This window comes from Pseudomonas sp. TMW22080, assembly GCF_022496745.1.
Taxonomy (GTDB): domain Bacteria; phylum Pseudomonadota; class Gammaproteobacteria; order Pseudomonadales; family Pseudomonadaceae; genus Aquipseudomonas; species Aquipseudomonas bubulae.
The window spans coordinates 804965-829620 of sequence record NZ_SCFF01000002.1 but is presented as its reverse complement, the minus strand read 5'-3'; the positions used below and the strand labels follow the sequence as shown (position 1 = coordinate 829620).

General features: G+C 57.0%; 21 protein-coding genes. 8 read left to right on the top strand and 13 right to left on the bottom strand.

Annotated elements, in window-relative coordinates:
* Positions 1 to 6: 6 nt before the first annotated feature.
* The 6 genes from EQV96_RS10190 to EQV96_RS10165 all read right to left on the bottom strand — a co-directional run bounded on the left by EQV96_RS10190 (position 7) and on the right by EQV96_RS10165 (position 8794).
* Positions 7 to 492, bottom strand: coding sequence for a GNAT family N-acetyltransferase (locus EQV96_RS10190; RefSeq protein WP_095019294.1), 486 nt, complete (start codon positions 490 to 492; stop codon positions 7 to 9).
* A 90-nt stretch (positions 493 to 582) separates the two neighbouring features.
* Positions 583 to 951, bottom strand: a complete 369-nt coding sequence (locus EQV96_RS10185; protein WP_232527641.1) for a hypothetical protein — start codon at positions 949 to 951, stop codon at positions 583 to 585.
* Entirely contained in the window at positions 923 to 4189 is a 3267-nt protein-coding gene (locus EQV96_RS10180; protein WP_240881942.1) for a transporter substrate-binding domain-containing protein, read from the bottom strand. The genes EQV96_RS10185 and EQV96_RS10180 overlap by 29 nt, the downstream gene beginning before the upstream one ends.
* Positions 4190 to 4813 carry a response regulator transcription factor gene (locus EQV96_RS10175; protein ID WP_095001652.1) on the bottom strand — a complete coding sequence of 208 codons (624 nt, stop codon included), beginning with the start codon at positions 4811 to 4813 and terminating at the stop codon, positions 4190 to 4192. It lies immediately after the preceding gene.
* Between the two features lie 391 nt (positions 4814 to 5204).
* Positions 5205 to 7967 carry a magnesium-translocating P-type ATPase gene (gene mgtA / locus EQV96_RS10170; protein WP_240881940.1) on the bottom strand — a complete coding sequence of 921 codons (2763 nt, stop codon included), beginning with the start codon at positions 7965 to 7967 and terminating at the stop codon, positions 5205 to 5207.
* Between the two features lie 347 nt (positions 7968 to 8314).
* Positions 8315 to 8794, bottom strand: coding sequence for a sigma-70 family RNA polymerase sigma factor (locus EQV96_RS10165; protein ID WP_095019296.1), 480 nt, complete (start codon positions 8792 to 8794; stop codon positions 8315 to 8317).
* A 322-nt stretch (positions 8795 to 9116) separates the two neighbouring features.
* Between EQV96_RS10165 and dkgB the strand changes: the two genes are divergently transcribed.
* Positions 9117 to 9920: a 2,5-didehydrogluconate reductase DkgB gene (gene dkgB / locus EQV96_RS10160; protein WP_240881933.1), complete on the top strand. Its 804-nt coding sequence runs from the start codon at positions 9117 to 9119 to the stop codon at positions 9918 to 9920.
* Positions 9921 to 10074: 154 nt separating this feature from the next.
* On the opposite strand, the gene zapE is transcribed toward dkgB, so the two are convergent.
* On the bottom strand, positions 10075 to 11193 hold the full coding sequence (zapE, locus tag EQV96_RS10155; RefSeq protein WP_240881931.1) for a cell division protein ZapE: 1119 nt from the start codon (positions 11191 to 11193) through the stop codon (positions 10075 to 10077).
* A 304-nt stretch (positions 11194 to 11497) separates the two neighbouring features.
* Between zapE and EQV96_RS10150 the strand changes: the two genes are divergently transcribed.
* The 3 genes from EQV96_RS10150 to EQV96_RS10140 all read left to right on the top strand — a co-directional run bounded on the left by EQV96_RS10150 (position 11498) and on the right by EQV96_RS10140 (position 12958).
* Positions 11498 to 11752, top strand: coding sequence for a DUF2790 domain-containing protein (locus tag EQV96_RS10150; protein ID WP_095001658.1), 255 nt, complete (start codon positions 11498 to 11500; stop codon positions 11750 to 11752).
* Positions 11753 to 12037: 285 nt separating this feature from the next.
* Positions 12038 to 12295, top strand: coding sequence for a DUF2790 domain-containing protein (locus EQV96_RS10145; protein WP_095019298.1), 258 nt, complete (start codon positions 12038 to 12040; stop codon positions 12293 to 12295).
* A 111-nt stretch (positions 12296 to 12406) separates the two neighbouring features.
* Positions 12407 to 12958, top strand: coding sequence for a GNAT family N-acetyltransferase (locus EQV96_RS10140; protein WP_218722855.1), 552 nt, complete (start codon positions 12407 to 12409; stop codon positions 12956 to 12958).
* Positions 12959 to 13044: 86 nt separating this feature from the next.
* On the opposite strand, the gene EQV96_RS10135 is transcribed toward EQV96_RS10140, so the two are convergent.
* Positions 13045 to 13320, bottom strand: a complete 276-nt coding sequence (locus EQV96_RS10135) for a PepSY domain-containing protein (protein ID WP_095001661.1) — start codon at positions 13318 to 13320, stop codon at positions 13045 to 13047.
* Between the two features lie 164 nt (positions 13321 to 13484).
* Between EQV96_RS10135 and EQV96_RS10130 the strand changes: the two genes are divergently transcribed.
* Together EQV96_RS10130 and EQV96_RS10125 are read left to right on the top strand one after the other, a co-directional pair.
* A complete protein-coding gene (locus tag EQV96_RS10130; RefSeq protein WP_095001662.1) occupies positions 13485 to 14486 on the top strand; it encodes a FecR family protein in 1002 nt (333 codons plus the stop codon).
* Positions 14487 to 14688: 202 nt separating this feature from the next.
* Complete coding sequence (locus EQV96_RS10125; RefSeq protein ID WP_095001663.1) at positions 14689 to 15075, top strand: fe2+ zn2+ uptake regulation protein; 387 nt, start codon at positions 14689 to 14691, stop codon at positions 15073 to 15075.
* On the opposite strand, the gene EQV96_RS10120 is transcribed toward EQV96_RS10125, so the two are convergent.
* Positions 15072 to 15260 carry a hypothetical protein gene (locus tag EQV96_RS10120; RefSeq protein WP_095001664.1) on the bottom strand — a complete coding sequence of 63 codons (189 nt, stop codon included), beginning with the start codon at positions 15258 to 15260 and terminating at the stop codon, positions 15072 to 15074. The two genes, EQV96_RS10125 and EQV96_RS10120, sit on opposite strands and share 4 nt — an antisense overlap.
* A gap of 150 nt (positions 15261 to 15410) precedes the next feature.
* Positions 15411 to 16316, bottom strand: a complete 906-nt coding sequence (locus tag EQV96_RS10115) for a LysR family transcriptional regulator (RefSeq protein ID WP_095001665.1) — start codon at positions 16314 to 16316, stop codon at positions 15411 to 15413.
* A gap of 111 nt (positions 16317 to 16427) precedes the next feature.
* Here EQV96_RS10115 and EQV96_RS10110 point away from each other — a divergent pair, with 111 nt between their 5' ends.
* A complete protein-coding gene (locus EQV96_RS10110) occupies positions 16428 to 17423 on the top strand; it encodes an aldo/keto reductase (RefSeq protein ID WP_095019299.1) in 996 nt (331 codons plus the stop codon).
* Between the two features lie 117 nt (positions 17424 to 17540).
* On the opposite strand, the gene EQV96_RS10105 is transcribed toward EQV96_RS10110, so the two are convergent.
* The 3 genes from EQV96_RS10105 to EQV96_RS10095 all read right to left on the bottom strand — a co-directional run bounded on the left by EQV96_RS10105 (position 17541) and on the right by EQV96_RS10095 (position 23654).
* Positions 17541 to 21215, bottom strand: a complete 3675-nt coding sequence (locus EQV96_RS10105; RefSeq protein ID WP_240881922.1) for a translocation/assembly module TamB domain-containing protein — start codon at positions 21213 to 21215, stop codon at positions 17541 to 17543.
* On the bottom strand, positions 21212 to 22939 hold the full coding sequence (locus EQV96_RS10100; RefSeq protein WP_095001668.1) for an autotransporter assembly complex family protein: 1728 nt from the start codon (positions 22937 to 22939) through the stop codon (positions 21212 to 21214). Before EQV96_RS10100 ends, EQV96_RS10105 begins: the two co-directional genes overlap by 4 nt.
* Before the next feature lie 64 nt (positions 22940 to 23003).
* Positions 23004 to 23654: a GNAT family N-acetyltransferase gene (locus EQV96_RS10095; protein ID WP_095001669.1), complete on the bottom strand. Its 651-nt coding sequence runs from the start codon at positions 23652 to 23654 to the stop codon at positions 23004 to 23006.
* 182 nt (positions 23655 to 23836) lie between these two features.
* On the opposite strand from EQV96_RS10095, the gene xthA reads away from it, so the two are divergent.
* On the top strand, positions 23837 to 24649 hold the full coding sequence (gene xthA / locus EQV96_RS10090; protein WP_095001670.1) for an exodeoxyribonuclease III: 813 nt from the start codon (positions 23837 to 23839) through the stop codon (positions 24647 to 24649).
* Positions 24650 to 24656: the final 7 nt, after the last annotated feature.

Genomic DNA, 24656 nt, shown 5'->3' with positions numbered 1-24656 from the left:
CTACAGTTACAAATATTTGTTCCAGAACAGCATGCGCCCGTGCGCCGGGTCGAGCTGGCCATCGCTGAAGCCGAATTTGCGATAGGAACCTTGCGCCACAGGGTTGCCCTCGAGTACTTCGAGGGTGATCTTGCAGCAGCCGCGTTCGCGGGCGATGTCTTCCACCTTGAGCAACATCTTCTGGCTCAGGCCCAGACCGCGAAACGTATCGACCACCGACACATCATGCACATTGACCAGGGGTTTGCCGGCAAAGGTGGAAAAGCCTTCAAAGCAGTTAACCAGACCCGCCGCCTCACCATTGACGAACGCCAGTACGCTGAAGGCATGAGGGCGCCTGGCAAGCTCTGCCGGCAAGTGCGCCAATACCGTTTGCGACAACGCTTCACCTCCGCCCATCGGGTCCCGGGCGTAGTGATTCAACACGTCCCTTAACGCCTGGGCATGAACCGGGTTGGTATAGTCTGCTTGCACTACGACGACATCCGACATTACGGGTTTTCCTTGACGAGTCCGGGCATTGGTTTGTTGGAACAACGCCAGACCTTATCGCGGCCCCGGCAATGCAGACAAGTGCCTGTTTCAGGGGTTGGCAGAAACATCCAGCATCGGCATCACACTGGCAAGCTGATTCACAAAACTGTCGGCATCCGTGTAAATCAGTACATGCCGAAACTGCGAGTTGTCCTTGCGATATTCGACCTCATCCGCAATGACCTCACCTGCCATTTTCTGACTGATCAACAACACATCATATTCATTGGTGGGTGCTGCCTTCAGGCTTACCAGCGCCTCGCCATGGTACAAAGGCGCGATCCGGTAATAGCCCAGAATATTAAGAGCCCTTTCTATTTTCAGAGCCTCGTTCGGGTCTGCATCGGCAATCAGTATTCGTAAAGATTTTGTTGGCATTGCAGCCTCGTCATCCATGTGATTGATTAGCTTGAGCATAATGTTCAAGTTCGTCAGCCAACTGCTCCATACTGCTGTGAAGTGCATCGACCGCGACGGTGAGTTCTTCTGATTTTCCGGACTGGCAAACCGCTTCCAGTTGTTCGCAACACTCAATCAGCTTCCTGGCCTGAATAAGTCTGCCCCCTCCTTTGATGCCATGGGCCAGGGCAGCCAGGCCTGCGTAATCATCTTTCAAAAAGAGTTCGATCAGGGCAGTGAGATCGAGACGATTTCTTGTCGCAAGCTCTGCAAGAAGTGTATGAATCATCTGCTCATCACCCTGACTCAACTGTTTAAGATACGTCAGATCAATCCTATCGCCTCGATCAGATTCATCGGCATCGGTATATATCAGGTTCTGCGCCTGGCCAGTTGCCAGGCAGGCGCTCAAGTCTTTCAGGCTGATGGGCTTGAACAGGCATTGATCCATTCCCGCATCGAGACAACGCTCAACTTCGCCGGGCTGTGCGTTCGCAGTAAAACCAAAAATCTGGCAAGGGGCCTTTCCCAGCTGCGCCTCTTCGGCTCGTATTGCCTGGGCCAACTGATAGCCATTGATGACCGGCATCGAGCAATCAGTAATTACCAGGTCGAAAGCCCCCTGCCGCCACGCCTTGAGGCCCAGCTCGCCATTCTCGGCGTCTGACACACGGTGCCCCAGATAGCTGAGTTGCTGGGCCAGCAGCATCCGGTTAGCCGGATAATCATCCACGACCAGAATGTTCAGCGACCGGGTAATGGCCGGGGCTTGCTCGAGGGCGTCTGCAGCTTGCTCTTCATGTTCAAGCAGAGGCACTACCATCATGATCTCAACTTGGGTGCCCAGCCCCTCAACACTGCTGAGGTGCAACTGACCTCCCATCATTTCGCAGAGCTCACGGCAAATCACCAGGCCCAGGCCTGAGCCCTGACGCGCAGATTGCGTGTTGTTACTGGACTGAACAAAAGGGTTGAACAGCAGGCTCTGGTCTTCCTCAGAAATACCCACACCGGTGTCCTTCACGCGCAAACAGATCGCTGTATGCTGCGCATCTGCAGCCAGCCCCAATGTCAATATCAGCCGGACCTCCCCCGTGTCCGTGAACTTGATGGCATTACTCAGCAAATTGGAAACGATTTGCTTGAAGCGTATCGGATCAATCAGCACATCCACATCCGCTGCCGGGCTCGATTCACAGACCAGGCTCAATTGCTTCTGCCGCGCCAGCCCATCAAACATTCGTGCCACGGCTTCTACCAGCGACTTGATATTTGAGCGTTTGGGGTGCAATGAAAGATGACCGGACTCAATGCGCGCGATATCCAGAATATCGCCAATCAAATCGAGCAACTCGTGGGCCGAGACTGAGGCCACTTCGATTGCGAAACGATCAATAACGCCTTGGTCGGCCTTTTTCATGGCCAATTCGAGCATGCCAATGACCGCATTCATGGGGGTGCGGATCTCATGACTCATGGTTGCGAGAAAGGTGGTCTTTGCGCGGTTTGCCGCATCGGCACTTTGCTTGGCAGCATTCAACTCATTCACCAGCTGCTGGCGCCTGCCTATGACTCTCTGCAAATAGGTAATCCATACAATGGCAACCAATAGCAACGCCGCGGCAATGGCAAACCCTCTTACAATCGCAGGACGGTTGCGCAGCCAGTAGCTCTCAACCTCTGGTGTGTCAGTGAACCAACGACCGGTCAGCTCACTCAAGTCTCCTGGAGTGATATTGAGCAAGGCCTTGTCCAGAATGGCGCTTAACTGCTGATCATTGCCGGCAGTGGCAAAACCGATCTGCTCGGGTTGAGTACCTACGGTGCTGGTGATTTTCAGCTGATTGTCAAAGCGTCGCGAAACCAGATAACGCGCATTGACCAACACGCTGATCGCGGCATCAGCGCTTCCCTCTGCCACCATGGCCAGGGCCGCAGGCGGGTTGTCTGCTTCCTGAATCTGAACCTGCGGATAGTTCTGCGCAATAAAGTCGCGCAGTACATTGCCGCGAACCATCACGACACGCCCGCCAGCCATTTCATCCAGGGTTTGAGGTCCCTCTGAGCCGATACGGGAAATAAGCACAAAAGGGGTTGTGAGGTAGGGCCGGGTAAAGCTCAGTTGATTTTCTCGGGCGGTACTGCTCGTGATAGCCCCCAACACATCTGCCTTGCCCGACTTGACCAGTTCAATCCCCTGCGCCAGCGTATACACACGCACTGCCTCGAAATTAAGCCCTGTGCGTGTACTGATGCTGGATAAAAGATCGGCAATCAAGCCTTTGAACCTGCCTTGCTCATCAAAAAAGGACAGTGGCTGGAACGCATCATAAATTGCCACTTTTAACCGCGGATGCTCAGCTATCCAGCGCTGCTCGCTGGCTGCAGGGGTAAACTGCCATGGGGCATACGTTTTTGGCCCGTCGAAGCTCCAGCGGCGCAGAATTGTCATGCGGTCACTGGCTGGGATCGCCGCCAGCGCTGTATTGACGATACGCAGTAACCCCGGATTTTTACGATTCACCGCAAAGGCGAAGGGGTTGTCTTCCAGTCGCGAGAAATCGGCCAATTGCACATTGTTCAGGTAGTTCTTGTGAATCAGGTAACTGGCACTAATAAAATCCCCAAGATATACATCCGCTTGGCCAAACGCCACGGCGCCAATGGCCGTCAGGGTTGACGGATACAACTGCAAGCTAGCTTTGGGGTAGAAGTCCTGGACCTTCTGCGGCGGCAGGTAGTGATCGAGCATGGCCACACGCAGCCCCGCCAGATCAACTGGCGGACGCTCCTGGTTACTGCTGCGGGTCACCAGAGAAGGCGAATCGTCTGCGTACGCACGGCTTAACACCAGCTCAGGATATTGCGCTTCGAAACCATTGGAACTGCTCAACAAATCCAGCTCACCACCCTTGAGCGCTTCTATCGCCTGCGGCCTTGAAGGGTAACGCTTGACCACAATGTCAGTGCGTAGCAACTGCGACAGCAGTTGCGCGTAGTCGGCCGTCAACCCTTCAAAGTCCTGACCGTTTACCGTCATTTCAAAAGGACCGTAGTCAGGTGCGGAGATACCCAGACGCAAAGGTCCGTGTTGCTTGAGCCACTGCCTGTCTGATGGTTCAAGTGCCACGCTGTACGCCTCGACATTGGAGCGCCCCATCAATTGCAAGGTCTGTACTTTTGGGTCAGCGGCTGCAACGGGCTGTCCAAGAACCAGGAGCAGCCCTGCAAGCCCCAGACATTGAAGGATGTTCAATTAAATCAAATCATTGCGCTTGGCAAATTCAGCCAAGTAGACGACCGATTTTATATTCAACTTTTCGATCAGGCGCGCCTTGTAAGTACTGATGGTTTTGCTGCTAAGAATCATATCTTCAGCAATCTTCTTATTACTCAGGCCCCGGGCAAGCTGTTGCAGTATGTACAATTCTCGCGCCGACAAATTCTGTATCAATTCTATGTCGCTCATACTTGTATCACTGTTTCGCACTGAGCTGGCCGCCAAAAATGGAAAAAAGGTATAGCCGTCCATGATTACTTTTACCGCTCTCATCAACTCAGTGAGATCCTGGCCTTTGGTAATAAAACCTGCCGCCCCTGCTTTCATGCTCCGCTGCGAATAAAACAGGGGGGATTGGGACGTGACCACCAAAATGCGACTTTTAACCTCCGAAGCCCTGATTCTGTTGATCACCTCCAGACCATCCAGGCCTGGCATGGTGATATCAAGGATGATCAAGTCAACATTATGCTTGCGAGCCAATTGAACAGCATCGGCGCCATTGTCTGCTTCAGCCACGACTTCATGACCATCACTCTCCAGCAACAACTTCATCGCCGATCGAATAAGTGGATGATCATCAGCAATCAACACTCTCATACATTTAACCCTCTAGTAGTAAGCCGGGCATCAGCGTATGTCAGGCGTGAATGTATCGTTTTGAATAGGTTCAATTGGTTATTCTCAAAAAAACAACCGAATGAGTGATACTGAAATTATAGGATAAATCCTGCAATCAGCGTCCACCATTGCGACAATATTCGCGCATAACACACATAGCCCGTTCGCAATCGCGCCGCGCATAATCACTAATCGAATACGATTTACGAGAAGGGAAATAGCTACACGTCATGTGCGAATTTTCTTAATCTTCCAAATGGTTGTGGGTAAATCACTGCAGTCTGTTGATCCATCACACCGGCCCTTTAAGACCAGGGCCCACGCAAAGACAAAAGACTGCAGTTTTTCGGCCAACTGCCCCGGCCAGGCCTTATTGCCAGCCAAACCTGCGAATATAAAAGCTTTTCACGGCCTGGGTCAGCGCCATGTAAGCCAGTAAAATCACGGGCAAGAACACAAAGTACAGCGGCGGCAGCGCCTGCAATTTGAAGTAGCCCGCCAGTGGCCCCATCGGCAGGAAGATGCCCACTGCCATGATCACCCCTGTCATCACCATCAGCGGCATCGCTGCGCGGCTCTGCAGAAACGGGATTTTAGGCGTGCGAATCATGTGCACGATCAGGGTTTGAGTCAGCAACCCGACCACGAACCAGCCCGACTGGAAAAGGGTCTGGTGTTCAGGTGTGTTGGCCTTGAACACGTACCACATCAAGCCAAACGTCAGGATGTCGAAAATCGAACTGATCGGCCCAAAAAACAGCATGAAACGGCCTACATCCGCAGGCTGCCAGCGCTGTGGCTTTTTCAGCATTTCCTCATCGACGTTATCGAACGGGATGGCAATTTGTGACACGTCATACAGCAAGTTCTGAACCAGCAAATGCATTGGCAACATCGGCAAAAAAGGAATGAATGCACTGGCCACCAGCACCGAGAACACATTGCCGAAGTTCGAACTGGCTGTCATTTTGATGTACTTGAGCATATTGGCGAAGGTTCTACGCCCTTCCAGCACGCCCTCCTCCAGCACCATCAGGCTTTTCTCCAGCAGGATGATGTCAGCTGCTTCCTTGGCAATATCCACGGCACTGTCCACCGATATGCCGATATCCGCCGTGCGCAGTGCCGGAGCGTCGTTGATGCCATCACCCATAAAACCCACAACATGGCCATTAGCCTTGAGTAAACGCACGATGCGTTCCTTGTGCGTGGGTGTCAGTTTGGCAAATACGTTGGTGGTCTCCACAGCCACGGCCAGTTGGGCATCCGTCATCCGTTCAATATCATTGCCCATCAGCAAGCCTTGCTGCTCCAGGCCCACCTCACGACAGATCTTGGCCGTAACCAGCTCGTTGTCACCTGTCAGAACCTTTACCGCTACCCCGTGCTCGGCCAGGGCTTTAAGCGCCGGTGCGGTGCTCTCCTTGGGCGGGTCGAGGAACGCCACATAGCCAATCAACGTCAACTCCTGCTCATCACTCAGGCTGTAAGCGTCACGCCCATCAGCCATGGACCGCGCAGCCACGGCCACAACGCGCAAGCCCTCTTCGTTGAATGCCGCAGTCACTTGGCGAATGCGCACCAAGAGTTCATCGCCAAGGGTTTCTTCCTGCTCACCATGACGAACTGTCTTACATACGGAGAGTACTTCCTCGACAGCTCCCTTACAGATCAGCAAGTGCGGCCGGTCCTGCTCGACCACTACCACCGACATGCGCCGACGGGTAAAGTCGAACGGAATTTCATCGACCTTGCTGAAGGCCGTCCCCACGTTCAATTCGCGGTGGACCTCGACGTGCTCCAGTACTGCCACGTCCAGCAGATTTTTCAACCCGGTCTGGTAATAGCTGTTCAGGTAGGCCATTTCCAGTACGTCGTCAGACTCCTGCCCCCAGACATCCACATGCCGGGCCAGAAAAATCTTGTCCTGTGTCAGGGTCCCCGTTTTATCGGTGCACAGTACATCCATCGCACCAAAGTTCTGGATGGCATCCAGGCGTTTGACGATGACTTTTTTACGCGACAGGAAGACGGCTCCCTTGGCCAACGTCGAGGTCACAATCATTGGCAGCATTTCCGGAGTCAGCCCCACAGCAACGGAAAGTGCGAACAGCAAGGCTTCAGTCCAGTCGCCCTTGGTGAAGCCGTTGATAAACAGCACCAGCGGCGCCATCACAAACATGAACCGGATCAGCAACCAGCTGACTTTGTTGACCCCGGCCTGGAATGAGGTCGCACCGCGCTCAGTGGTCCCGACGCGCTGCGCCAGAGCACCGAAATAGGTGTTATTACCGGTCGTCAGCACGACCGCAGTGGCGGCCCCGGACACCACGTTGGTGCCCATGAACAAAATAGTGTCCAGTTCCAGCGGGTTGCTGGTCTGGCTGTCGAGCTGACGCGCAAACTTTTCCACGGGCATGGATTCGCCCGTCATCGCGGCCTGGCTGACGAACAAATCCTTGGCGCTGAGCACCCGGCAATCTGCCGGGATCATGTCGCCAGCAGACAATACGATCAGATCGCCCGGCACCAACTGCTTGATCGGCAGCTCGATACGCTGCGCCCCCCTGATCTGGCGTGAGGCGCCGGAAAACTTGCCGAACACGGGCGAAGCGTCTGCACTGAAGTCGCGACGCATCACCGTCGCGGTGTTGCTCACCATGTCTTTGAGCGCATCGGCGGCTTTGTTGGACTTGGCCTCTTGCCAAAAACGCAGCACGGTCGACAGCACCACCATGGTGCCGATCACCACCGCCGCCTGAATGTCATCAGTGGCCAGGGAAACTGCGGCCAGCAAGGTCAGCAGCAAGTTGAACGGGTTTTTGTAGCAATGCCACGCGTGTATCCAGGGGCTTAGCGGCTGCTCGTGTTCGATCTCATTGAGGCCGTGGCGATCGCGCAGCACATCGACCTCGGCGTCGCTCAAACCGTCGGTGTGGGTGCCCAGGTTGTCGATCAGTACCGCGCTGTCACTGTTGGCCGCGACCACCAGCATCTGTGCCAGCGTGGGTGGTACTTCGCGGTTGACCGTGGTGTTGGTCAGGCTGTCGAGCAGGACCAGACGCCGGAAATGCCGGCCAATATGGCGAGTCCGCAAAAAGCCGGCGAAAAATTCTTTCAGGGAGAGTTTCATGGTGCTGCTCCTGCGCCGCCTGCGCTCACGCCATGCAGAGTACCTGCGCAGCCGGCATTGATCTGAGGCCTTCGTTCATGGGGTCAAACTCGTGAGCGAGCCAAAAGGCACGCGCATGCAACGTGCTGCGACCTGCCACTGGAGGGGCGTAATCACATACGTTTCTGTGTCGATAAGTGGACTTGGGCAATCAGGCCAGAACAGCCCAACCAAGACGCCAACTGCTTATGCGCGACGTTTTCGAGATTAAACCCTGGTGGGGTTTGTGGTGTGCATATAAGAAAGTTCTTCAGGCGCAGTTCAGTTTCATCTCTGAAATGTCATGCGATCTGATTTTTTAGCGCCACTCAGGCGTTGTCCCACTGCCTGATACGGATTCGGCAATGCTTCATGGCGTTAACGATATGCTTCTCGACCACACTGCGCGATACCCCGAGGCGTTCGGCGATTTCAGGGTGCGACAGTCCTTCGATCTTGCGCAGCAGAAAACACTCGCGACACGCCGCAGGCAGCTCAGCCAGGGCTTTCTGGATCATGGCCAGGCGTTGGTCGTGGTCCATCAATAGTTGAGGCGAGGGGCTGTAAAAACGTTCTTCGCTATCCAGCACTTCCAGCGGTTCGGCCTGGCGCAGGCTGCTGCGGCGATGGCCGTCGATCACCAGGTTAAGTGCAGTGCGATACAAAAAAGCACGTGGCTGCGCGATCGGCTCGTCGCCTGAACGCTCCAGCACTCGCACATAAGCGTCATGCACCACGTCTTCGGCCGCCTGGGCATTACCCAGCCTGGCACTCAAAAAGCCCACCAGTTCGCGATAGTAGTTTTCCAACAGGACTCCTGGCCGCAACAGCAGCGGCAACACTCCATGAGCGCAGAAACAGATCTAATGGGATAACGGCGTGATGATGGCACTTTTGTAGATGTAATTTATAGTAATTCTCATATAGATTTAAACCCCACCTCCTCAAACAACTGCGAAACATTCAGCAGCATCCCAATCGGCAAACCGCTAATGGGGTGGCAGTCGGGGGGGGGGGTCAGCTGAAGATTCATGATCTGTGGTCAAGAGTGCTTTGCTTGGCCAGCGGTTTTTCCGCCGGTGAAGGGCGAGGATACTCAACCTCATTCTTACGTCCACCAAGGAGATATCCATGACAGTTCCAGCATTTGGCCTCGGTACATTTCGCCTTAAAGGCCAGGTAGTCATAGACTCGGTCAGCAATGCCCTGGACCTGGGCTACCGCGCCATCGACACCGCACAGATTTACGAAAATGAAGCTGAAGTCGGCCAGGCCATTGCCGAAAGCGGCGTGGCGCGTGACGAACTGTTTATCACCAGCAAAATTTGGGTCAGTAATTTCACCAGGGAGCAACTGATCCCCAGCCTTGAAGAGAGCCTGAAAAAACTGCGCACCGACCATCTGGACCTGACCCTGATTCACTGGCCGAGCCCTGACAATGCAGTCCCGGTAGCCGAGTTTATGGGCGCATTGCTTGAAGCCAAAGAAAAGGGCCTGACCCGGCAGATTGGCGTCTCGAACTTCACCATCGCCCTGATGAAAGAAGCCATTGCCGCGGTGGGCGCGGAAAATATCGCGACCAACCAGATCGAATTGCACCCCTACCTGCAAAACCGCAAAGTGGTGGAATTCGCACAAAGCCAGGGCATCCATATAACCTCGTACATGACCCTGGCTTACGGCGAAGTGCTTAAAGATCCAGTGATCATGGCCATTGCCGACCGCCATAACGCCACTGCGGCACAAGTGACCCTGGCCTGGGCCATGCAATTGGGCTATTCGGTGATTCCGTCTTCGACCAGGCGCAGCAACCTTGAGAGCAACCTCAAGGCCTGCTCACTGAAACTGAGCGATGACGACATGGCCCGGATTGCAGCCCTGGACCGCGGCCATCGCCTGACCAACCCGCAGAGCGTTGCGCCAGCGTGGGATTGACCTTGAATCCTTCAAGCCCCTTGTAGTCGCTGACGAGGAACGAAGGCTGCGAGCGGCTGGACACGTTCAGAAGTGGCACCCTCCCATTGCTTTCAAGCCCCCCTCGCAGCCTCGCTCCGCGAGTCAGCGACTACACGGCCCACGCAATCACGGGTTATTGGAGGCCAAACCGCTGCAACTGCATTTCCTGCAGCCGGCTCAAGGTGCGGCGAAAAGCGAACTCCAGATAGCCCTGGGTGTACAACTGATCCATCGGCACCTGCGCTTCAATACACACCGGTACCTTGCGGTCATAGCACTCGTCGATCAGGGCAATAAAACGCCGCACACTGTCATCGTATTTTGACAGCTGCGGCAGCTCACGATCCCCCGCCGCGACCTTCACCGCCCCGTCTTCCGTACCACGGGCTATTTTGCCTTCGCGCTGCTCGGCACTCAGGCAGGGCACTTCGCTGAGCAACATGACCTTGTAACGATCACAAATCTGCATGAACTCAGTGGCCGCCAGCGGCTGCTCGCATAACTCATGAAAATTGCACCACAGCACCCCATCACTGGCCTGCACCACGTTCAGCGAGCGATGGCCCACATCAATGGGTTGGTCAGACACCGCCTGGCCCTCGGTCAAGGATCTGAACACCGGCTCTATGGCACTCGGCCGGCCCGGCCCGGTCACCCAGTAACGCTGATGTGCAATGCCGGGATGCAGGCGGTGGTCTTCAATACCGTTTACCGCCACCACCTCCATATGCTTGAGAATCGCCGTAATACCGGGAGCAAAACGATCACGGTTAAAACCGTGACCATAAAGGTCGTTCGGTGGCTGGTTTGAGGTACAAACCAGCACCACGCCTTCATCGAACATCACCTGAAACAGACGCCCAAGAATAATCGCATCGGCAATGTCATTGACGAACAGTTCGTCAAAGCACAGCACCTTCACTTCCGCGCCCAAGCCTTTAGCCAGTGTCTTCAGCGGGTCCGCCGTACCGGTCAGCTGAAACAGGCGCTGATGTACCCATTGCATAAAGTGATGAAAATGCTGACGCCGTGCGGGCACCCGCAGGCTTTGATAGAACTGATCCATCAACCAGGTTTTGCCCCGCCCCACCGGCCCCCACAAATACACGCCATTGACCGGCTGCGCACCCGAGTGCAGGGCCTCATGGCAGCGCTGCAAGGCCTGGACTGCAACCCATTGGGCGGGGTCGTGGACAAAGCCCTGGTGTTCGACAGCTTGTTGATAGGCATTAAGGGGGGACACGACATTCATATCGATAAATGGCTCCTGAATCAGAGAGGCCAGTATGCCAGCCAGGAGACGACCCAGGCACTTGAAAAATAATGCAGGGCCCTCACATTGTTACCCATGTGGTAACAGAGCATTTTGCCATCAGCTATTTTTACTTTTGCAAATCAGCGTAACCTCACTCACATGACTCAACTATCAGTTGCACTTGAAACTTCGGTACTTCGTACGTACCCGGCGACCTTGCCGGGTGTCGTAACTTCTTCCCGCCTTATCGGCAAATGAAGTCAGTCAGCTTTAAATCTTGATTACTTTAGAGGCCAATCACATGAAAAATCTTATTGCACTGTTTCTTGCCGGCTTTGCCACATTGGCTGTTGCAGGTGAAACTTCCACTGTTCAGCCTGCGACTGTAGAACACTACCACTACGGTACCCAACTGGATATTGCGCGGGTGGTCAGCCTGTCCAACATACCCAAGGTGTGTGAAGTGGTACCGGCCACCATGGTCTATGAAGACTCCCAAGGCCAGCGCCACACCCTTGAATACCAGGTGATGGGCGACGGCTGCAGCACCCACTAAAGTTCAATGGTTGCACGCACGGATGCGACCCCAGCCCCCTCTTTGAGGGGGCTTTTTCGTGGTGCTGCGGAAAAAGCGTCGATTGTTACTGATCCGGAAAGACTCCATGACGATCTTTTGACTTTAATCAATACGCAGCGCGCGTATTCTATGTACATCCCTCAACGCAACACTGAAACAGGGCACGGTACTTCGTGTTACGCCACTTACTCCACGGCGTAACAACTTCGACCGCCACCATGGCAACTGAAGTCAGTGATTCGTGATTGTTTTAAGGTCTTATAAATGAAACGTTTGATCGCTCTTGCACTTATTGGCTTTTCTACCCTGGCGGCTGCTGACGAACTTCAAGTTACGCAACTACAACCGGTGGTCGAGCATTACACTTATGCCACCGATCTGGATATTGCCAAAGTTATCAGCGTGTCTCCGGCTGCCGATGTCTGTGAAGTAGTACCCGCACAAATGACCTACGAAGACCACCAGGGTCAGCGTCATATTCTTGAGTATCGCGTGATGGGCAATGGTTGCAGTAACGGCTGATATTATCGCCAGGCGCAACTATCCCCATACAGCCCCCGTTTAACGGGGGCTTTTTATGGATGGTATTGCGCGGTACTCTCGACGCAAACCAATGGCAAGGAGCCACCCACGATGCAGCCCCTACCTACCCTCCAGACCTCGCGACTGGTACTGCAACCCCTGCAACTAAGCGACGCGCCCGCCATCCAGAGGCGCTTTGCCCACTGGCAAGTCGTGCGCTACCTGAATGCAGTCGTGCCATGGCCCTACCCGGACGATGGCGCACTGAGCTATGTGCGTGACGTGGCGCTGCCAGCCATGGCCCGCAGCGAAGAGTGGCACTGGACGATTCGCCTGTTAGCAGAGCCAGATGAGCTGATTGGCTGCATCAGCCTGATGGATGCCGTGGACAACAACCGGGGGTTCTGGCTGGCGCCGCAATGGCAGGGTCAGGGGTTGATGAGCGAAGCCTGCGAGGTGGTCGATGCCTACTGGTTCCAGACCTTGAACCGCGCGTGCATGCACGTGCCCAAAGCGGCGCCCAATACGGCTTCACGACTTATTTCCGAGCGAGGCGGAATGCGCTTGATAGGCAGGGAAGAGAAAGACTTTGTCAGCGGCAGGCTGCCATGCGAGCTGTGGGGAATAACTCGCGAACAATGGTTGGCCCGGCAGAAAACCTGAGGCGTAAAAACACCCGACCCTGTCAAAACAAACGATCAGGGCCGGGTAGAAACGCTCAGTGCACGATTCGTTTCAGGTACCGGGAATCAGTCTTTCTTCTCGGAAATTACCTTACCGGTCGAATCGAAAATAATTTCGTATTCCAGGCCATCGACCTTCTTGATGCCTTCGGCCTTCCAGATACCGGCAGCCGGGTCCTGGGCTTCAATTTTCTTGATCACGGTGTAGCCGTTCTTGTTCTTGAGAACTTCGACCAACTCCTTGGAGAATGCCCAGTTCGGATCAACAGGCTGAGCCATCGCTGCACCGGCACCCAACAAAGCAGCAGTAGTGATCACAGCAGCAAAGGTTTTCTTCAACATTGTCTTAACTCCATTAATTGATGTTGCGTCTGGTACTCAATGTGACTGGAACAACCGTAGCAGAGAAAAACCCGGCCATAGGGCTAAATGACATGCTTTTGACATGGCTCATGTTCTCGTTAGCTCTGGCACGGGGTTAGAATGCGCAAAACCGGGAAATATCAATGAGTGAAACACGCCACACAGACGCTGAAAACGAGGCCATCACCGAAGCTGCGGCTCAGTGGTGCCTGCGTTTGCACGAGCCCGACTGCACCTGCCAGGAACGTGAAGCTTTCGCTGTGTGGCTAAATGCCAACCCCCTCCACGCGCTGGAATATGAAGCGATGCTGGATGTCTGGGACATCAGTGCGCACCTGACACGCCCGGCCCCCGCTCCAGCCCGGGTGGTTGCATTGCCTCCCGCACCGCGCCGCAGCACCTGGCAGCGCTTTGCCGTGGCCGCCGCCATTACCCTGCTCGCCCTTCCCGTGGCGGCCTACAGCGGCTGGCAACTGGGCTGGGTGCCCAATGCCCATGAGCGCTACAGCGCCGATGCCAGTGCCAGGACGGTGACACTGCCCGATGGCAGCCAGGTCGAACTCAACCTGGGCAGCCAACTGACCTTCAGTAACTACAAGGATCAGCGCCAGGTGACCCTGAGCAAGGGCGAGGCCTTTTTCAAGGTCAGTCACGACGCATCCCACCCGTTTCTGGTGCAGGCGGCAGAAGGCCAGGTGCGTGTCACAGGCACCCAGTTCAATGTGTGGATGTACGAAGACCAGGTGCGGATCACCCTGCTCGAAGGTTCGGTGCTGGTCACCAGCAACAAGCGCCTGAGTGGCGATGGCCTGCGGTTGGAGCCGGGCATGCAGGCGCGTTACAAGGCAGGCGACCATGCCGCGCAAATTGGCCCGGTCGCGGCCGTCACCTCCGAGCTGGCCTGGCGCAACGGCCAGCTGGTGCTGGACAACCTGTCACTGGCTGACGCCTTGCCCCTGATCAACCGCTACCTCGACACTCCCCTCGCCCTGGCCGACAGCGCCACCGGCAAACTGCGCATTGGGGGTGTATTCAATACCCGGGAAATCGATCATCTGGTGACCTCCCTGCCCAAAGTGTTGCCGGTATACCTGAGCCGCAACACCGAGGGTCGGCCGGTGCTGACTGCCCGCCAGGCCCTGTAGAGGGCCAGAGCATGCCCTTCACGATTAAAAAAATTTAATAATCGCTCCAAACCCCCGCCTACACTGGTCGCAAACGCGATTGAGACGAATTCACGACAAAATTTCTACATTTGAATGTTCATGATTTCTGTCGCTCATTCGTCTAGTTAAGTGAGAGCATTTTTTTCTTTTCCTGATCAGGCTCTGAAAAGGAGTTTTTTGCATGCATAACCAGCAAATACCAACGGATGGTAGAAACCCGCATCGCGAAGTCGCTTTTCAGCCCGATACCGGGCTGCTGGAAGCGCTCGCGCCCTTGCAAGGCAACGAACGGATCCGCCACCTGCTCAAGTGTTTCGGGCTGCGTACCAGCCTGGTGCGGCTCAAGGTCATTGACGCGCTGTTAACGGCTGCAGGCAATGATCGCAGGCTGGGGGTGCGCGGCATGCACAGCCACTTGCAGGCGCTGGATATCCCGCTGTCATTCTTGAGTGTGCGCGAGGTACTCAAGCGCCTGTGCAGCGAAGGGGTGGTGGTACTCAACAGCGACAAGAGCTACAGCCTGCATCCACAGGCTGAAGCCGTTTTGACCGGCAAGATCGAAGCTTAGATCTTGGTCTTGCGGCGCATGACGCCGTTGATGACAACCACGATCACGGCCACACCGATGGCGATGTACTGGAACATCTTCTCGGTGATCATGCCGGCGTTTTGCAAGTAAGAAAGGCCGAACATGATGCCCAGAACCACCAGTGATATCAAAATCGAGTATTTCAAGCGCTGCGAAGGGGTCATGACCTGTTCCTGACAGTAAGTCCGTATACGAAAGCCGACAACCGGGTCGGCTTACATGGAGAAATTGAAAAAATCGGGCCCCATCTTACAGCCAAGCCAGCTTTTTGGCTGCCACCAACGAACATCCCGGGCCTGCCCTGCAGGCCCGGGCTAACGTTTGAAGGCACTCCCCGGCCGGGCACACAGGTCCACCAGCCAATCCACAAAGACACGTACCCGCGGCGACAATTGCCGATGGTGTGGATATAAGGCTGTTAACGCCAGCCGCGGTGGCAAACAGTCTCTGAGCACTTCTTGCAGGCGCCCTTCGCGCACCAGCTGCGCAACATGGTAATGGGGGGTTTGCACCAGCCCGTACCCCGCCACACACGCCGCCAGATACCCCTCGGCACTGTTGACCGCAAGCCGCTTGGGCAAGTCGACGAGGCGCACTTCATCATCGACCTGGAATTCCAGCCCGTAACGCTTGCCCGAGGCGCTGGAGAAATATTCCACCACCTGATGCCCGCTCAAGTCTTCGAGCGATTGCGGTACACCGCGAGCTTGCAAATAGGCGGGGCTGGCGCATGTCACCTGATCCATCTGCACCAGGGGCCGCGCCACCAGGGAGTCGTCCATGGTCAGTCCACCGCGGATCACACAATCCACACCTTCCCGAATCAGGTCCACCGGGCGGTCGTTGAGGCCGATTTCCAGTTCGATCTGCGGGTAACGGTCCGTGAACTCCGGCAAGGCCGGCAACACCACCAGACGCCCCACCGAAGCGGGCATCTCGACCCGCAGCGTGCCTTTGGGCTGGCTGCCGCGAAACAGCCCTTCGGCATCTTCAAGATCATCCAGCAGGTTGACGCAGCGCTGGTAGTACGCCGCGCCGTCCAGGGTCGGACTGACCTGGCGAGTGGTGCGATGCAGCAGCTGCACGCCCAAATGCGCTTCCAGTTGCTTGATCAACACCGTCACCGATGCACGAGGTAATTGCAGACTGTCGGCAGCCTTGGTAAAGCCGCCCAGTTCAACGATGCGAGTGAAGACCCGCATCGCGTTGAAACGGTCCATAACCCCTCCATTGTTTAGAAATTACGAACAGTGATGGTGTATTTACCCTGTTTATCTTGCCACTGTCGAGGTGAAGAATAGCTCTACCCCACTCATTCAGGAGCACCTCGCATGCACACTCGCCAACTGGGTAAAGACGGACCTCAGGTCAGCGCTATTGGCCTGGGCTGCATGGGCATGACCGACTTCTACACCACCGGCAGCGACACCCGCGAAGCCGTGGCCACCCTGCACCACGCTCTGGAACTGGGCATCAACCTGCTCGATACCGCCGACATTTATGGGCCACACACCAACGAAGAACTGATTGGCCAGGCCATTCGCGGGAAACGCGAGCAAGTGTTTCTGGCCAGTAAATTCGGCATCGTCCGCGACCCGGCCAATCCGGCCTTTCGCGACATAAATGGTCGCCCCGAGTACATCCGCCAGGCCGTCGAAGGCAGCCTCAAGCGCCTTGGGGTTGAGACGCTCGATCTGTACTACCAGCACCGCATGGACCCGAACGTACCGGTTGAAGAAACCGTCGGCGCGCTGTCAGCTCTGGTCAAGGCAGGCAAGGTGCGTTATCTGGGCCTGAGCGAGGCATCGGTGGCGACCCTTGAACGAGCGCACAAAGTGCATCCGATCAGCGCATTGCAAAGTGAGTACTCGCTGTGGAGCCGCGACCAGGAAGGCAACGGTTGCCTTGAAGCCTGTCAGCGCCTGGGCATTGCCTTTGTGCCCTACAGCCCGCTGGGTCGGGGATTTTTGACCGGTGCGCTAAGAACCGTGGACGATTTTGCCGCAGACGATTTCCGCCGTTTCAATCCCCGTTTCCAAGGTGAGAACTTCGGCAAAAACCTGCTGTTGGTCGAACAAGTGCAAACCCTGGCTGCCGAAAAAGGCGTGACGGCCGGGCAACTGGCGTTGGCCTGGGTACTGGCACAGGGCGATTACCTGATCCCGATTCCGGGCACCAAGCAACGCAAGTATCTGCAGGAGAATGTGGGAGCGCTGGAGGTCAAGCTGAGCGCCAGCGAGCTGGCCGCACTGGAAAGCATATTCCCGGCCAGCGCCGTGGCCGGGTTGCGCTATGCCGAAGCAACGATGAAGCAGCTCACGCTCTGAGGCTGCACTACCTTTACCCTATCCTGTGGGAGCGAGCCTGCTCGCGATACAGGCAAACCGCGTCGCCTGTTTCGCGAGCAGGCTCGCTCCCACACCATCAGGTCATATCACAGCACGTCAGAAATCCCGTTTGTAGAAGATATCCAGCGAGCTGGCAAAACCGCTGGCTACTTCGACATACACACGCTTGCTCAGTTTGTAGCGCAGGGCAATGGTACTGGCAGGTTCAAACACACCCACACCATAGCGTACGCTCAGCCGCTCGTTGATCTTGCCACTGGCCACCACTGCAGTGCTGTTGCCGGTGCCTTCGGTATCAAGCTCAAAATCCTTGATCCCCAGGTGGTTGGCCAGGCTGGTGGTAATCCCCGAACTGCCCATCAGGCCCAGGCCCAGCGCCGCCTGCGCCAGCAGGTTTTCATCTTCCCCGGTACCCGTCAGCGGACGCCCAAGAATCAGGTAGGACAACGCCTGTTCCTGGCTCATGGCCGGTTCCGAGAAGATTTGCGTAGTGGGCTGTTCCGCACTGCCTGTCAGGCGAATCCCGGCAATCACGTCGTCGGTCTGGCGGACCGCTTCGATATCCAGATAAGGCTGGTCAATCGGCCCGGCGAACAGCAAACGCGCACGGCGTATGGTCAGCTTCTGGCCATAGGCACGGTAGCGGCCGTTATTGAGGCGCAGCTCGCCACGGGTGTCCATGTCGTTGCCAATATGCACCTGCCCCGCCAGATCGGCGTTCAGGCCAAAGCCGGAGAATGTCAGCAACTCCTGCCCCACCACCACGGTGATATCCATGTCGACCTGCATCGGCGCGGCTTCACCCGTCGTCTGCTGGCCCACAATCACCGTGTCATCTGACACCTTGACCGTCGAGGGTGGCAATTCCCGTACCACGATTTCACCCTTGGGCACGTTCACCGTACCGGCGATCAACAGGGTGTTGTCGGGGTTGAGGGAGATTTTCAGGTCCGGGGCGACTTCCAGCTTGGCATAAGGCTCGACCGTCACCGGCAGGTTGTTGCCCTTGACCAGCACATTGACCGCCACTGCCTGACCCCAGGCCACATTGCCGCTGACGCTGCCCTGGCCCTTGTCGCCGCTGGTCCAGCCGCCATTGATCTGCGCCGTTTCGCCGTTGATGGCCAGCGAAAGCTGCACATTCTCGAAGTTGGTCGGCAGCTCCGGCCCCGAGATTTCACCGCCGGTCAGGGCCACATTGCCGTTGACATGGGGCGACAGCAAAGCACCCGAAATCGTGCCAGAGCCGTTGAGCTGGCCGGTGAGTTTTTCCACCATCGGCGCAAACGGACGAATCATCGACACATCCAGCCCGGTGAGACGGAATTCACCGGTAACAGGTTTGCTTTTGGGCAGCGGATTGATCCGCGCTGCCAGCATCAACTGCCCCAGCTTGCCACCATCGAAATCAAGCCGCGATTCAACCCGGTTAGGGGTCAGGTTGCTGGTCAGCTTGAACGCCTGGTATGGGAAGTCCAGCCACTGGCCCTTGTCTTTGAAGCGCAACGTGCCACCACTGGCATCCACCACCACCTGGCCTTTAGGCCCGCTGGCAGGCAAGTCCAGCATCAAGTCGGCATTGAGCTGGCCCTGCCACTGGAAGTCCTTGGGCAACCACTCAGCCAGGCTGTCGAGGGGGAACTGCTTGAGGTGCAGACGCAGTTTCGGGTCCGGCACCAGGCGCTGCTCTTCGCTGCACAAGCTCGCCGGGCCGGAGAGCCAGCACTGCGCGCCCAGATTGAGCCGGCCATCGGCCAGGCGCTCCAGCCGTGCCGGGTTTTGCAGCACCCAGGCCTGGCCGCCGGCCTTGACGTCGCCACTGGCCAGTCGCCCGCGCCAGTTGCCTTTGTCCAGGCCGCCATCCACGGCCAGGCCCAGTTGCACCAACGGTCCTTGCAAATCCAGCTTGAGCTGCTGACGCTTGATATCGCCACTGCCGTTGGCGGTGAGCACGCCCAGTTGGGTGTCACCGGCGCGGATGCCGCTGCCCTTGAGGTCGATGCGGCCACGCTGGTTGCGATCGAGGCTGGCATCCAGGGTCAGGCTTTGCAGATGATTGTCGGCAAACGCAAGTTGCTGCCCATTGAGCGCCACTTTGCCTTGCGGTGCCTTGAGGGTTCCGCCTACATCGACACGGCCCTTGAGCTGACCGCGCAGTTCGGGCCACAGCTGGCCCAGACGCGGCATATTGAGATCAAGCTGGGCCTTGATTTGCTCCTGCAAACTGGCGCTACCATTGATGCGATTATCGCCCAGGCGAATATCCAGCGCACTGACGGTCCAGGCCTCACCGGCGCCCTGGGCCTTGGCTTGCAGCACCGCAGGCAGGCCGCGCAAACGGCCCTTGAGGTCGAGATTGGCATCCAGCTCCAGACGCTCGTTTTTAAATGAACCCTTGCTGCGCAACGGGCCTGCCAGCGTACCCGGCAACTCGGCCACCCAATACGCAGGGTTGAGCGCACTCAGGTCCAGCGCCGTGTCCCACACCACGCCATCGGCAAACTGCACATTGACGTGGCCCTCGGCTTTGCCCTGCCCGGCCACCAGTTTGAGCTGCGGCAGGAAGACCTTGCCCAGATCGCCACTGAACGGGCTGCTGAGGCTGAACTTGCCCGCCGGGCCATCAAGGTCCGCCTTGAAGTTGCCCAGATAATTACCGTCGCGATAGGACACTTCACCCACAAACGTGCGCAAATCCACATCAGGCTTGTCGATCAGCGGATACAGGTTGTGCCAGGGAAACTCCAGCCAGTCGATTTTGGCCTCGGCGCTCAAGCCTTCATGCCAGTCCACTTGCCCCGACAGTTTCAGGCGCTGCTGCGGGTTGGCGGTCAGGTCCAGCGCAGCGATCTGCGCACCCTTGGCATCCACGCGGCCTTTGAGCTGCAGGTTCACTGGCTGTTTTTCGGCAGGCAACAGGGCGCTGCCATTCAATTCATAGCCGTCCTTGAGGTCGCCCTTGGCCGTCAGCAACAACTGATTGAGCACCAGGGTGTCCGGCAGATCGGGGCTGGCCTTGAACGGTTCGGCGGTGATTTTCAATTGCGCCGGCAAGTTGTCGGCCAAAGGCTGCAGCTCGCCCGTCAGGTGCGCATTGATGTAACCGGTGGTGTCGGCCTTGAGGTTCAAGCTAGTACGCAGATTGCCATCAACCTTGAGCGCGATCGCCAGGGGTTTGCCATCCGGAGCTGGCAGGCTGACGTTACCTTGCAAGGTCAACGGCCAGTCGCCATTGGGTTGCAGCAGGCCGGACAGTTCAACGTTGAGGTCTTCGCGCTCAACCTGCACCGAGTCGAGCTGCAAGCCCTTGGCCGTCCACTGCGCCGACATCTGCATGCCCTTGAGCTGCTCGATGCCGTTGAACAGTACATTGCCGACCTTGACCACACCCACTTCAATCGCCAGTGGCAATTTCAGCTCCGGCAGGCTGATCGGCCCGCTGCTGCTGTCTTCACTGGGCGGAAATTGCAGGCTGATCGCGTCAGCCTGCAATTGATCGATACACAGCGTCATGCGGGTCAGACAGCCCGGCGACCAGGCAAAGATCGGCCGGCTTACCTCCACCCGGCTGGTGCCTTGCTCCCACAAGAGATGATCGGCACCCCACTGGCCGCCCAGGCGCCCGGCAAAATTCTCCACCTGCAAACCCGGTACCTGCCCCAGCACCCAGCGGCTGCCTGCTTGCGTACCCAGAATCACGCCCACACTGACAACGGCCAGCAGCACCAACGCCACCAGCACCAGCCCGGCTATTTTCAAACCACGAATCACAGTTCTGGCCCCATCGAAAAGTGCAAACGGACACCGCCATCGTCATCCAGCGCATGGGCCAGATCCAGACGTATGGGGCCTACCGGCGAGATCCAGCGAATACCAACGCCGACCCCGGTTTTCAGGCTCGGAAAGTCCAGTGTGTTGAACGCATTGCCCTGGTCGACAAAGGTCGCCCAGCGCCACTTTTCGGCGAACTGATATTGATATTCCAGGCTACCCGCGAGCATGTAGCGCCCGCCAATACGATCACCTTCGGAGTTTTTCGGCGACAGACTCTGGTAATCATAACCACGCACGCTCTGGTCGCCACCGGCGAAGAAGCGCAGTGACGGTGGAATCGATTTGTAGCCGTTGGTGGCACTGCCACCAAACTGGATCCGGCCCAAAAAGCGGTGTTTTTCCCACAGGGTGGTCAACGCCTTGAACTGCACATCGCCATGCAGCAGGTTGGTATCGGACATCAACCCTTGCTTGGCCACCTGCATATCCGTGGTCACACTGTAGCCGTGACTGGGGTCGATGCGGTTGTCGCTGCGCAATACCGAATAGCTGACGCCCGGCATCAGCAAGGTACTCAGGCCCGAGTCATCGCCCAGGCGGTACTCTTCATGCTGCCATTTGAGCGAGATGACGCGCGTCCAGCCGTTATCCAGTTTGCTGTGCCACTCCGGGCCGACCGTGAGCAGCTTGCTCAAGGTGTCGGTGTTGGCGATTTCTTCGTTTTGATAACCCGCAGCAAGACGCAGTTTATCGGTCAGCGGTGGATCCAGCGGGATGTCATACCAGGCACCGACGTTTTGCTTGGGCTGGGATATTTCGGATTCAAAGCCGTAGCTGTCACCGCGCGGGTTGCCCCAGTGGCGCATCCAGCTGGCCTTGCCACGGGCTCCGGTATCGGTCGAGTAACCCAGGCCCAGGGTCATGGTGCGCGGCTTGCGGGTTTCCAGGTCGACGTCGACCGGGATCACCTGCCCCACCGCAGTACTGGGTGCGGCATCGACGCGCACCACTTCAAAGTAGCCACTGCTTTGCAGGTTCTGGTTAAGTTCGGCAACCAGTTCCGAGTCGTACGGGGTATCCGGGGTAAACGGCACCATGCGTTGCAGCAAGGTCTGGTCAAAGGGTGCATCGCCGGCAAAACTGACTTTACCGAGAAAAAAACGCGGGCCGCTTTCGTAGACCAGATTGATATCGGCAAAACCGCCCTTGGGGTCGACCAGCAGTTCATGCTGAGTGAATTTACCATTGAAAAAACCGTAACGCAGGGCACGGTTCTGGATCAGGCGCTTGGCGTCTTCGTAGTTGCCCTGATTGAGCACCGCGCCGGGTTTGAGATCATCGCTGGCCGGTATCTGAAAGGCCTTCAGCGAAGCGGCCGGGCCTTCGACGCGCACGTTGACGTTGCGCAGATGCACCGGCTCGCCGGGATCGATGCTCAACACCAGACGCGGCGGATCGCCGGGCTTGACCTCGGCGTCGATGGAGGGCTGGTAGTAACCCAAGGCCTGGGAGGCTTTCAGGGCCTGCTCCTGCGCGCCACGTTGAAAACGCAAAAGCGCTTTCTCGTCACGATCGCCGAGGCTGCCAATATAGCCTTCCACGTTGGCCTTGAGGGCGTCGTTTGCCGGTTTGACCTTGACCACCAACTCGCTTTGGGCACACGCCGCAAAACTGCTGAGCAGCAGGACAACACCACTGGTAAATCTTCCTGGGAACGTCATAGGCGCGGATGCTATCACGGGCTGGGGTGCTCATAGAGCGCGTCAACGGGCAAAAAGTTCGTGTTCAAACCGTTGCGGTATGTGACACCTGCGGATTGGCATGGAAGAACACATGTTCTATCACCGGCCCCACCGCAACTTCCCCGATCTCCACATAGCCCTGGCGCTTGTAGAATTCAAGGTAATGCGGGTTTCCGGTGTCGAGCACCACACCTTCGGAGTGCTCGTCCTCGGCGCACCAGTTATGCACTGCTTCAAGCAACTGCTCACCGTAATGCAAACCCTGGAATTCGGGATGAATACCCAGCAACGGCAGCATATGCACGGCATCTCCCGGCACGCAGGCCTGCACTGCCTGGTGATAGTCCAGATACCGCCGCGTGCAGTTCAGCCCGGCACTGAGCACCATGCGCAACTGCCAGGCCCAGCTTTCGGTAATCCCCAGGCGCCGCTGCGGCGGGGCAATCAGGGCAATGCCCACCAGGCGGTCATTGACCAGCAACCCCAGCGCCGGCAAGTCCTGAAAAAAATGTTGCCTGACCAGCTCCCGCACTGTCGCGCGAACCCGTTGTTCGTAACCGCTGCGCTCGGCGTTGAACAGAAAGCGGAATGTCGGCTCATGGCGATAGGCCTGATACAGCAAGGAGCGCGCTTCTCTTGAATAGCCACTGTCAAGCAACTGGATCTGACTGGTGGCGTTCGGCGTTTGCGTCATGCGATCAACTCCCCGGCGCGGCCTGGATAGCGGCGCTTCTAATGCGTACGAACCCCCGAGGGCCACAACAGTTCCATCATGGCCAAGTGCATCCTACGTTAGCAGTGCATTTGCCCCACTGCACGCTGGCAGCCAGAGCGTCAGTCCGCTAGCATCGCAGTTTTGTTCAGGACTGCCCGCCCATGAAAATCGTTTCATTCAACATCAACGGCCTGCGCGCTCGGCCACATCAGCTGGCAGCGCTGATCGAGAAACACCAGCCTGACGTGATCGGCCTGCAGGAAACCAAGGTCCATGACGATCAGTTCCCCATCGCCGACATCGAAGCGCTGGGGTATCACGTGCACTTCCATGGTCAAAAAGGCCATTACGGGGTCGCCCTGCTCTCGCGCCAGGCACCTCTGGAGCTGCACAAGGGTTTTGCCGGTGATGAAGATGACGCCCAGCGGCGTTTTATCTGGGGCACTTTCGCTGACGAAAACGGCCAGCCGGTGACCATCATGAATGGTTACTTCCCACAGGGCGAAAACCGCGATCACCCCACCAAATTCCCGGCCAAGCAGCGTTTCTACAGCGACCTGCAGCAGCTGCTTGAAAGCCAGTTCAGCAATGAACAACCACTGGTGGTAATGGGCGATATCAATATCTCGCCGCAGGACTGCGATATCGGTATCGGCCCGGACAACGCCAAGCGCTGGCTGAAAACCGGCAAGTGCAGCTTTTTGCCGGAAGAACGCGAGTGGCTGGAACGTCTCAAGGGCTGGGGCCTGGTGGACAGCTTTCGCTACCTGCACCCGGACGTGGCCGACCGTTTCAGCTGGTTCGATTACCGCAGCCGTGGTTTTGAGGATGAGCCCAAGCGTGGCCTGCGCATTGACGTGATCCTTGCCTCCCAGGGGCTGGTGCCACGAATCAAGGCAGCGGGTGTGGACTACGACCTGCGTGGCATGGAAAAACCATCGGATCATGCGCCGATCTGGCTGGAGTTGAGCTAAGAACAAT

What these genes read in the sequence shown, in the direction of transcription:
- EQV96_RS10190 (WP_095019294.1), bottom strand. Translation starts at nt 492, where the DNA reads ATGTCGGATGTCGTCGTAGTGCAAGCAGACTATACCAACCCGGTTCAT.
- EQV96_RS10185 (WP_232527641.1), bottom strand. Translation starts at nt 951, where the DNA reads ATGCTCAAGCTAATCAATCACATGGATGACGAGGCTGCAATGCCAACA.
- EQV96_RS10175 (WP_095001652.1), bottom strand. Translation starts at nt 4,813, where the DNA reads ATGAGAGTGTTGATTGCTGATGATCATCCACTTATTCGATCGGCGATG.
- mgtA (WP_240881940.1), bottom strand. Translation starts at nt 7,967, where the DNA reads ATGAAACTCTCCCTGAAAGAATTTTTCGCCGGCTTTTTGCGGACTCGC.
- dkgB (WP_240881933.1), top strand. Translation starts at nt 9,117, where the DNA reads ATGACAGTTCCAGCATTTGGCCTCGGTACATTTCGCCTTAAAGGCCAG.
- zapE (WP_240881931.1), bottom strand. Translation starts at nt 11,193, where the DNA reads ATGAATGTCGTGTCCCCCCTTAATGCCTATCAACAAGCTGTCGAACAC.
- EQV96_RS10150 (WP_095001658.1), top strand. Translation starts at nt 11,498, where the DNA reads ATGAAAAATCTTATTGCACTGTTTCTTGCCGGCTTTGCCACATTGGCT.
- EQV96_RS10145 (WP_095019298.1), top strand. Translation starts at nt 12,038, where the DNA reads ATGAAACGTTTGATCGCTCTTGCACTTATTGGCTTTTCTACCCTGGCG.
- EQV96_RS10140 (WP_218722855.1), top strand. Translation starts at nt 12,407, where the DNA reads ATGCAGCCCCTACCTACCCTCCAGACCTCGCGACTGGTACTGCAACCC.
- EQV96_RS10135 (WP_095001661.1), bottom strand. Translation starts at nt 13,320, where the DNA reads ATGTTGAAGAAAACCTTTGCTGCTGTGATCACTACTGCTGCTTTGTTG.
- EQV96_RS10130 (WP_095001662.1), top strand. Translation starts at nt 13,485, where the DNA reads ATGAGTGAAACACGCCACACAGACGCTGAAAACGAGGCCATCACCGAA.
- EQV96_RS10125 (WP_095001663.1), top strand. Translation starts at nt 14,689, where the DNA reads ATGCATAACCAGCAAATACCAACGGATGGTAGAAACCCGCATCGCGAA.
- EQV96_RS10120 (WP_095001664.1), bottom strand. Translation starts at nt 15,260, where the DNA reads ATGACCCCTTCGCAGCGCTTGAAATACTCGATTTTGATATCACTGGTG.
- EQV96_RS10115 (WP_095001665.1), bottom strand. Translation starts at nt 16,316, where the DNA reads ATGGACCGTTTCAACGCGATGCGGGTCTTCACTCGCATCGTTGAACTG.
- EQV96_RS10110 (WP_095019299.1), top strand. Translation starts at nt 16,428, where the DNA reads ATGCACACTCGCCAACTGGGTAAAGACGGACCTCAGGTCAGCGCTATT.
- EQV96_RS10100 (WP_095001668.1), bottom strand. Translation starts at nt 22,939, where the DNA reads ATGACGTTCCCAGGAAGATTTACCAGTGGTGTTGTCCTGCTGCTCAGC.
- EQV96_RS10095 (WP_095001669.1), bottom strand. Translation starts at nt 23,654, where the DNA reads ATGACGCAAACGCCGAACGCCACCAGTCAGATCCAGTTGCTTGACAGT.
- xthA (WP_095001670.1), top strand. Translation starts at nt 23,837, where the DNA reads ATGAAAATCGTTTCATTCAACATCAACGGCCTGCGCGCTCGGCCACAT.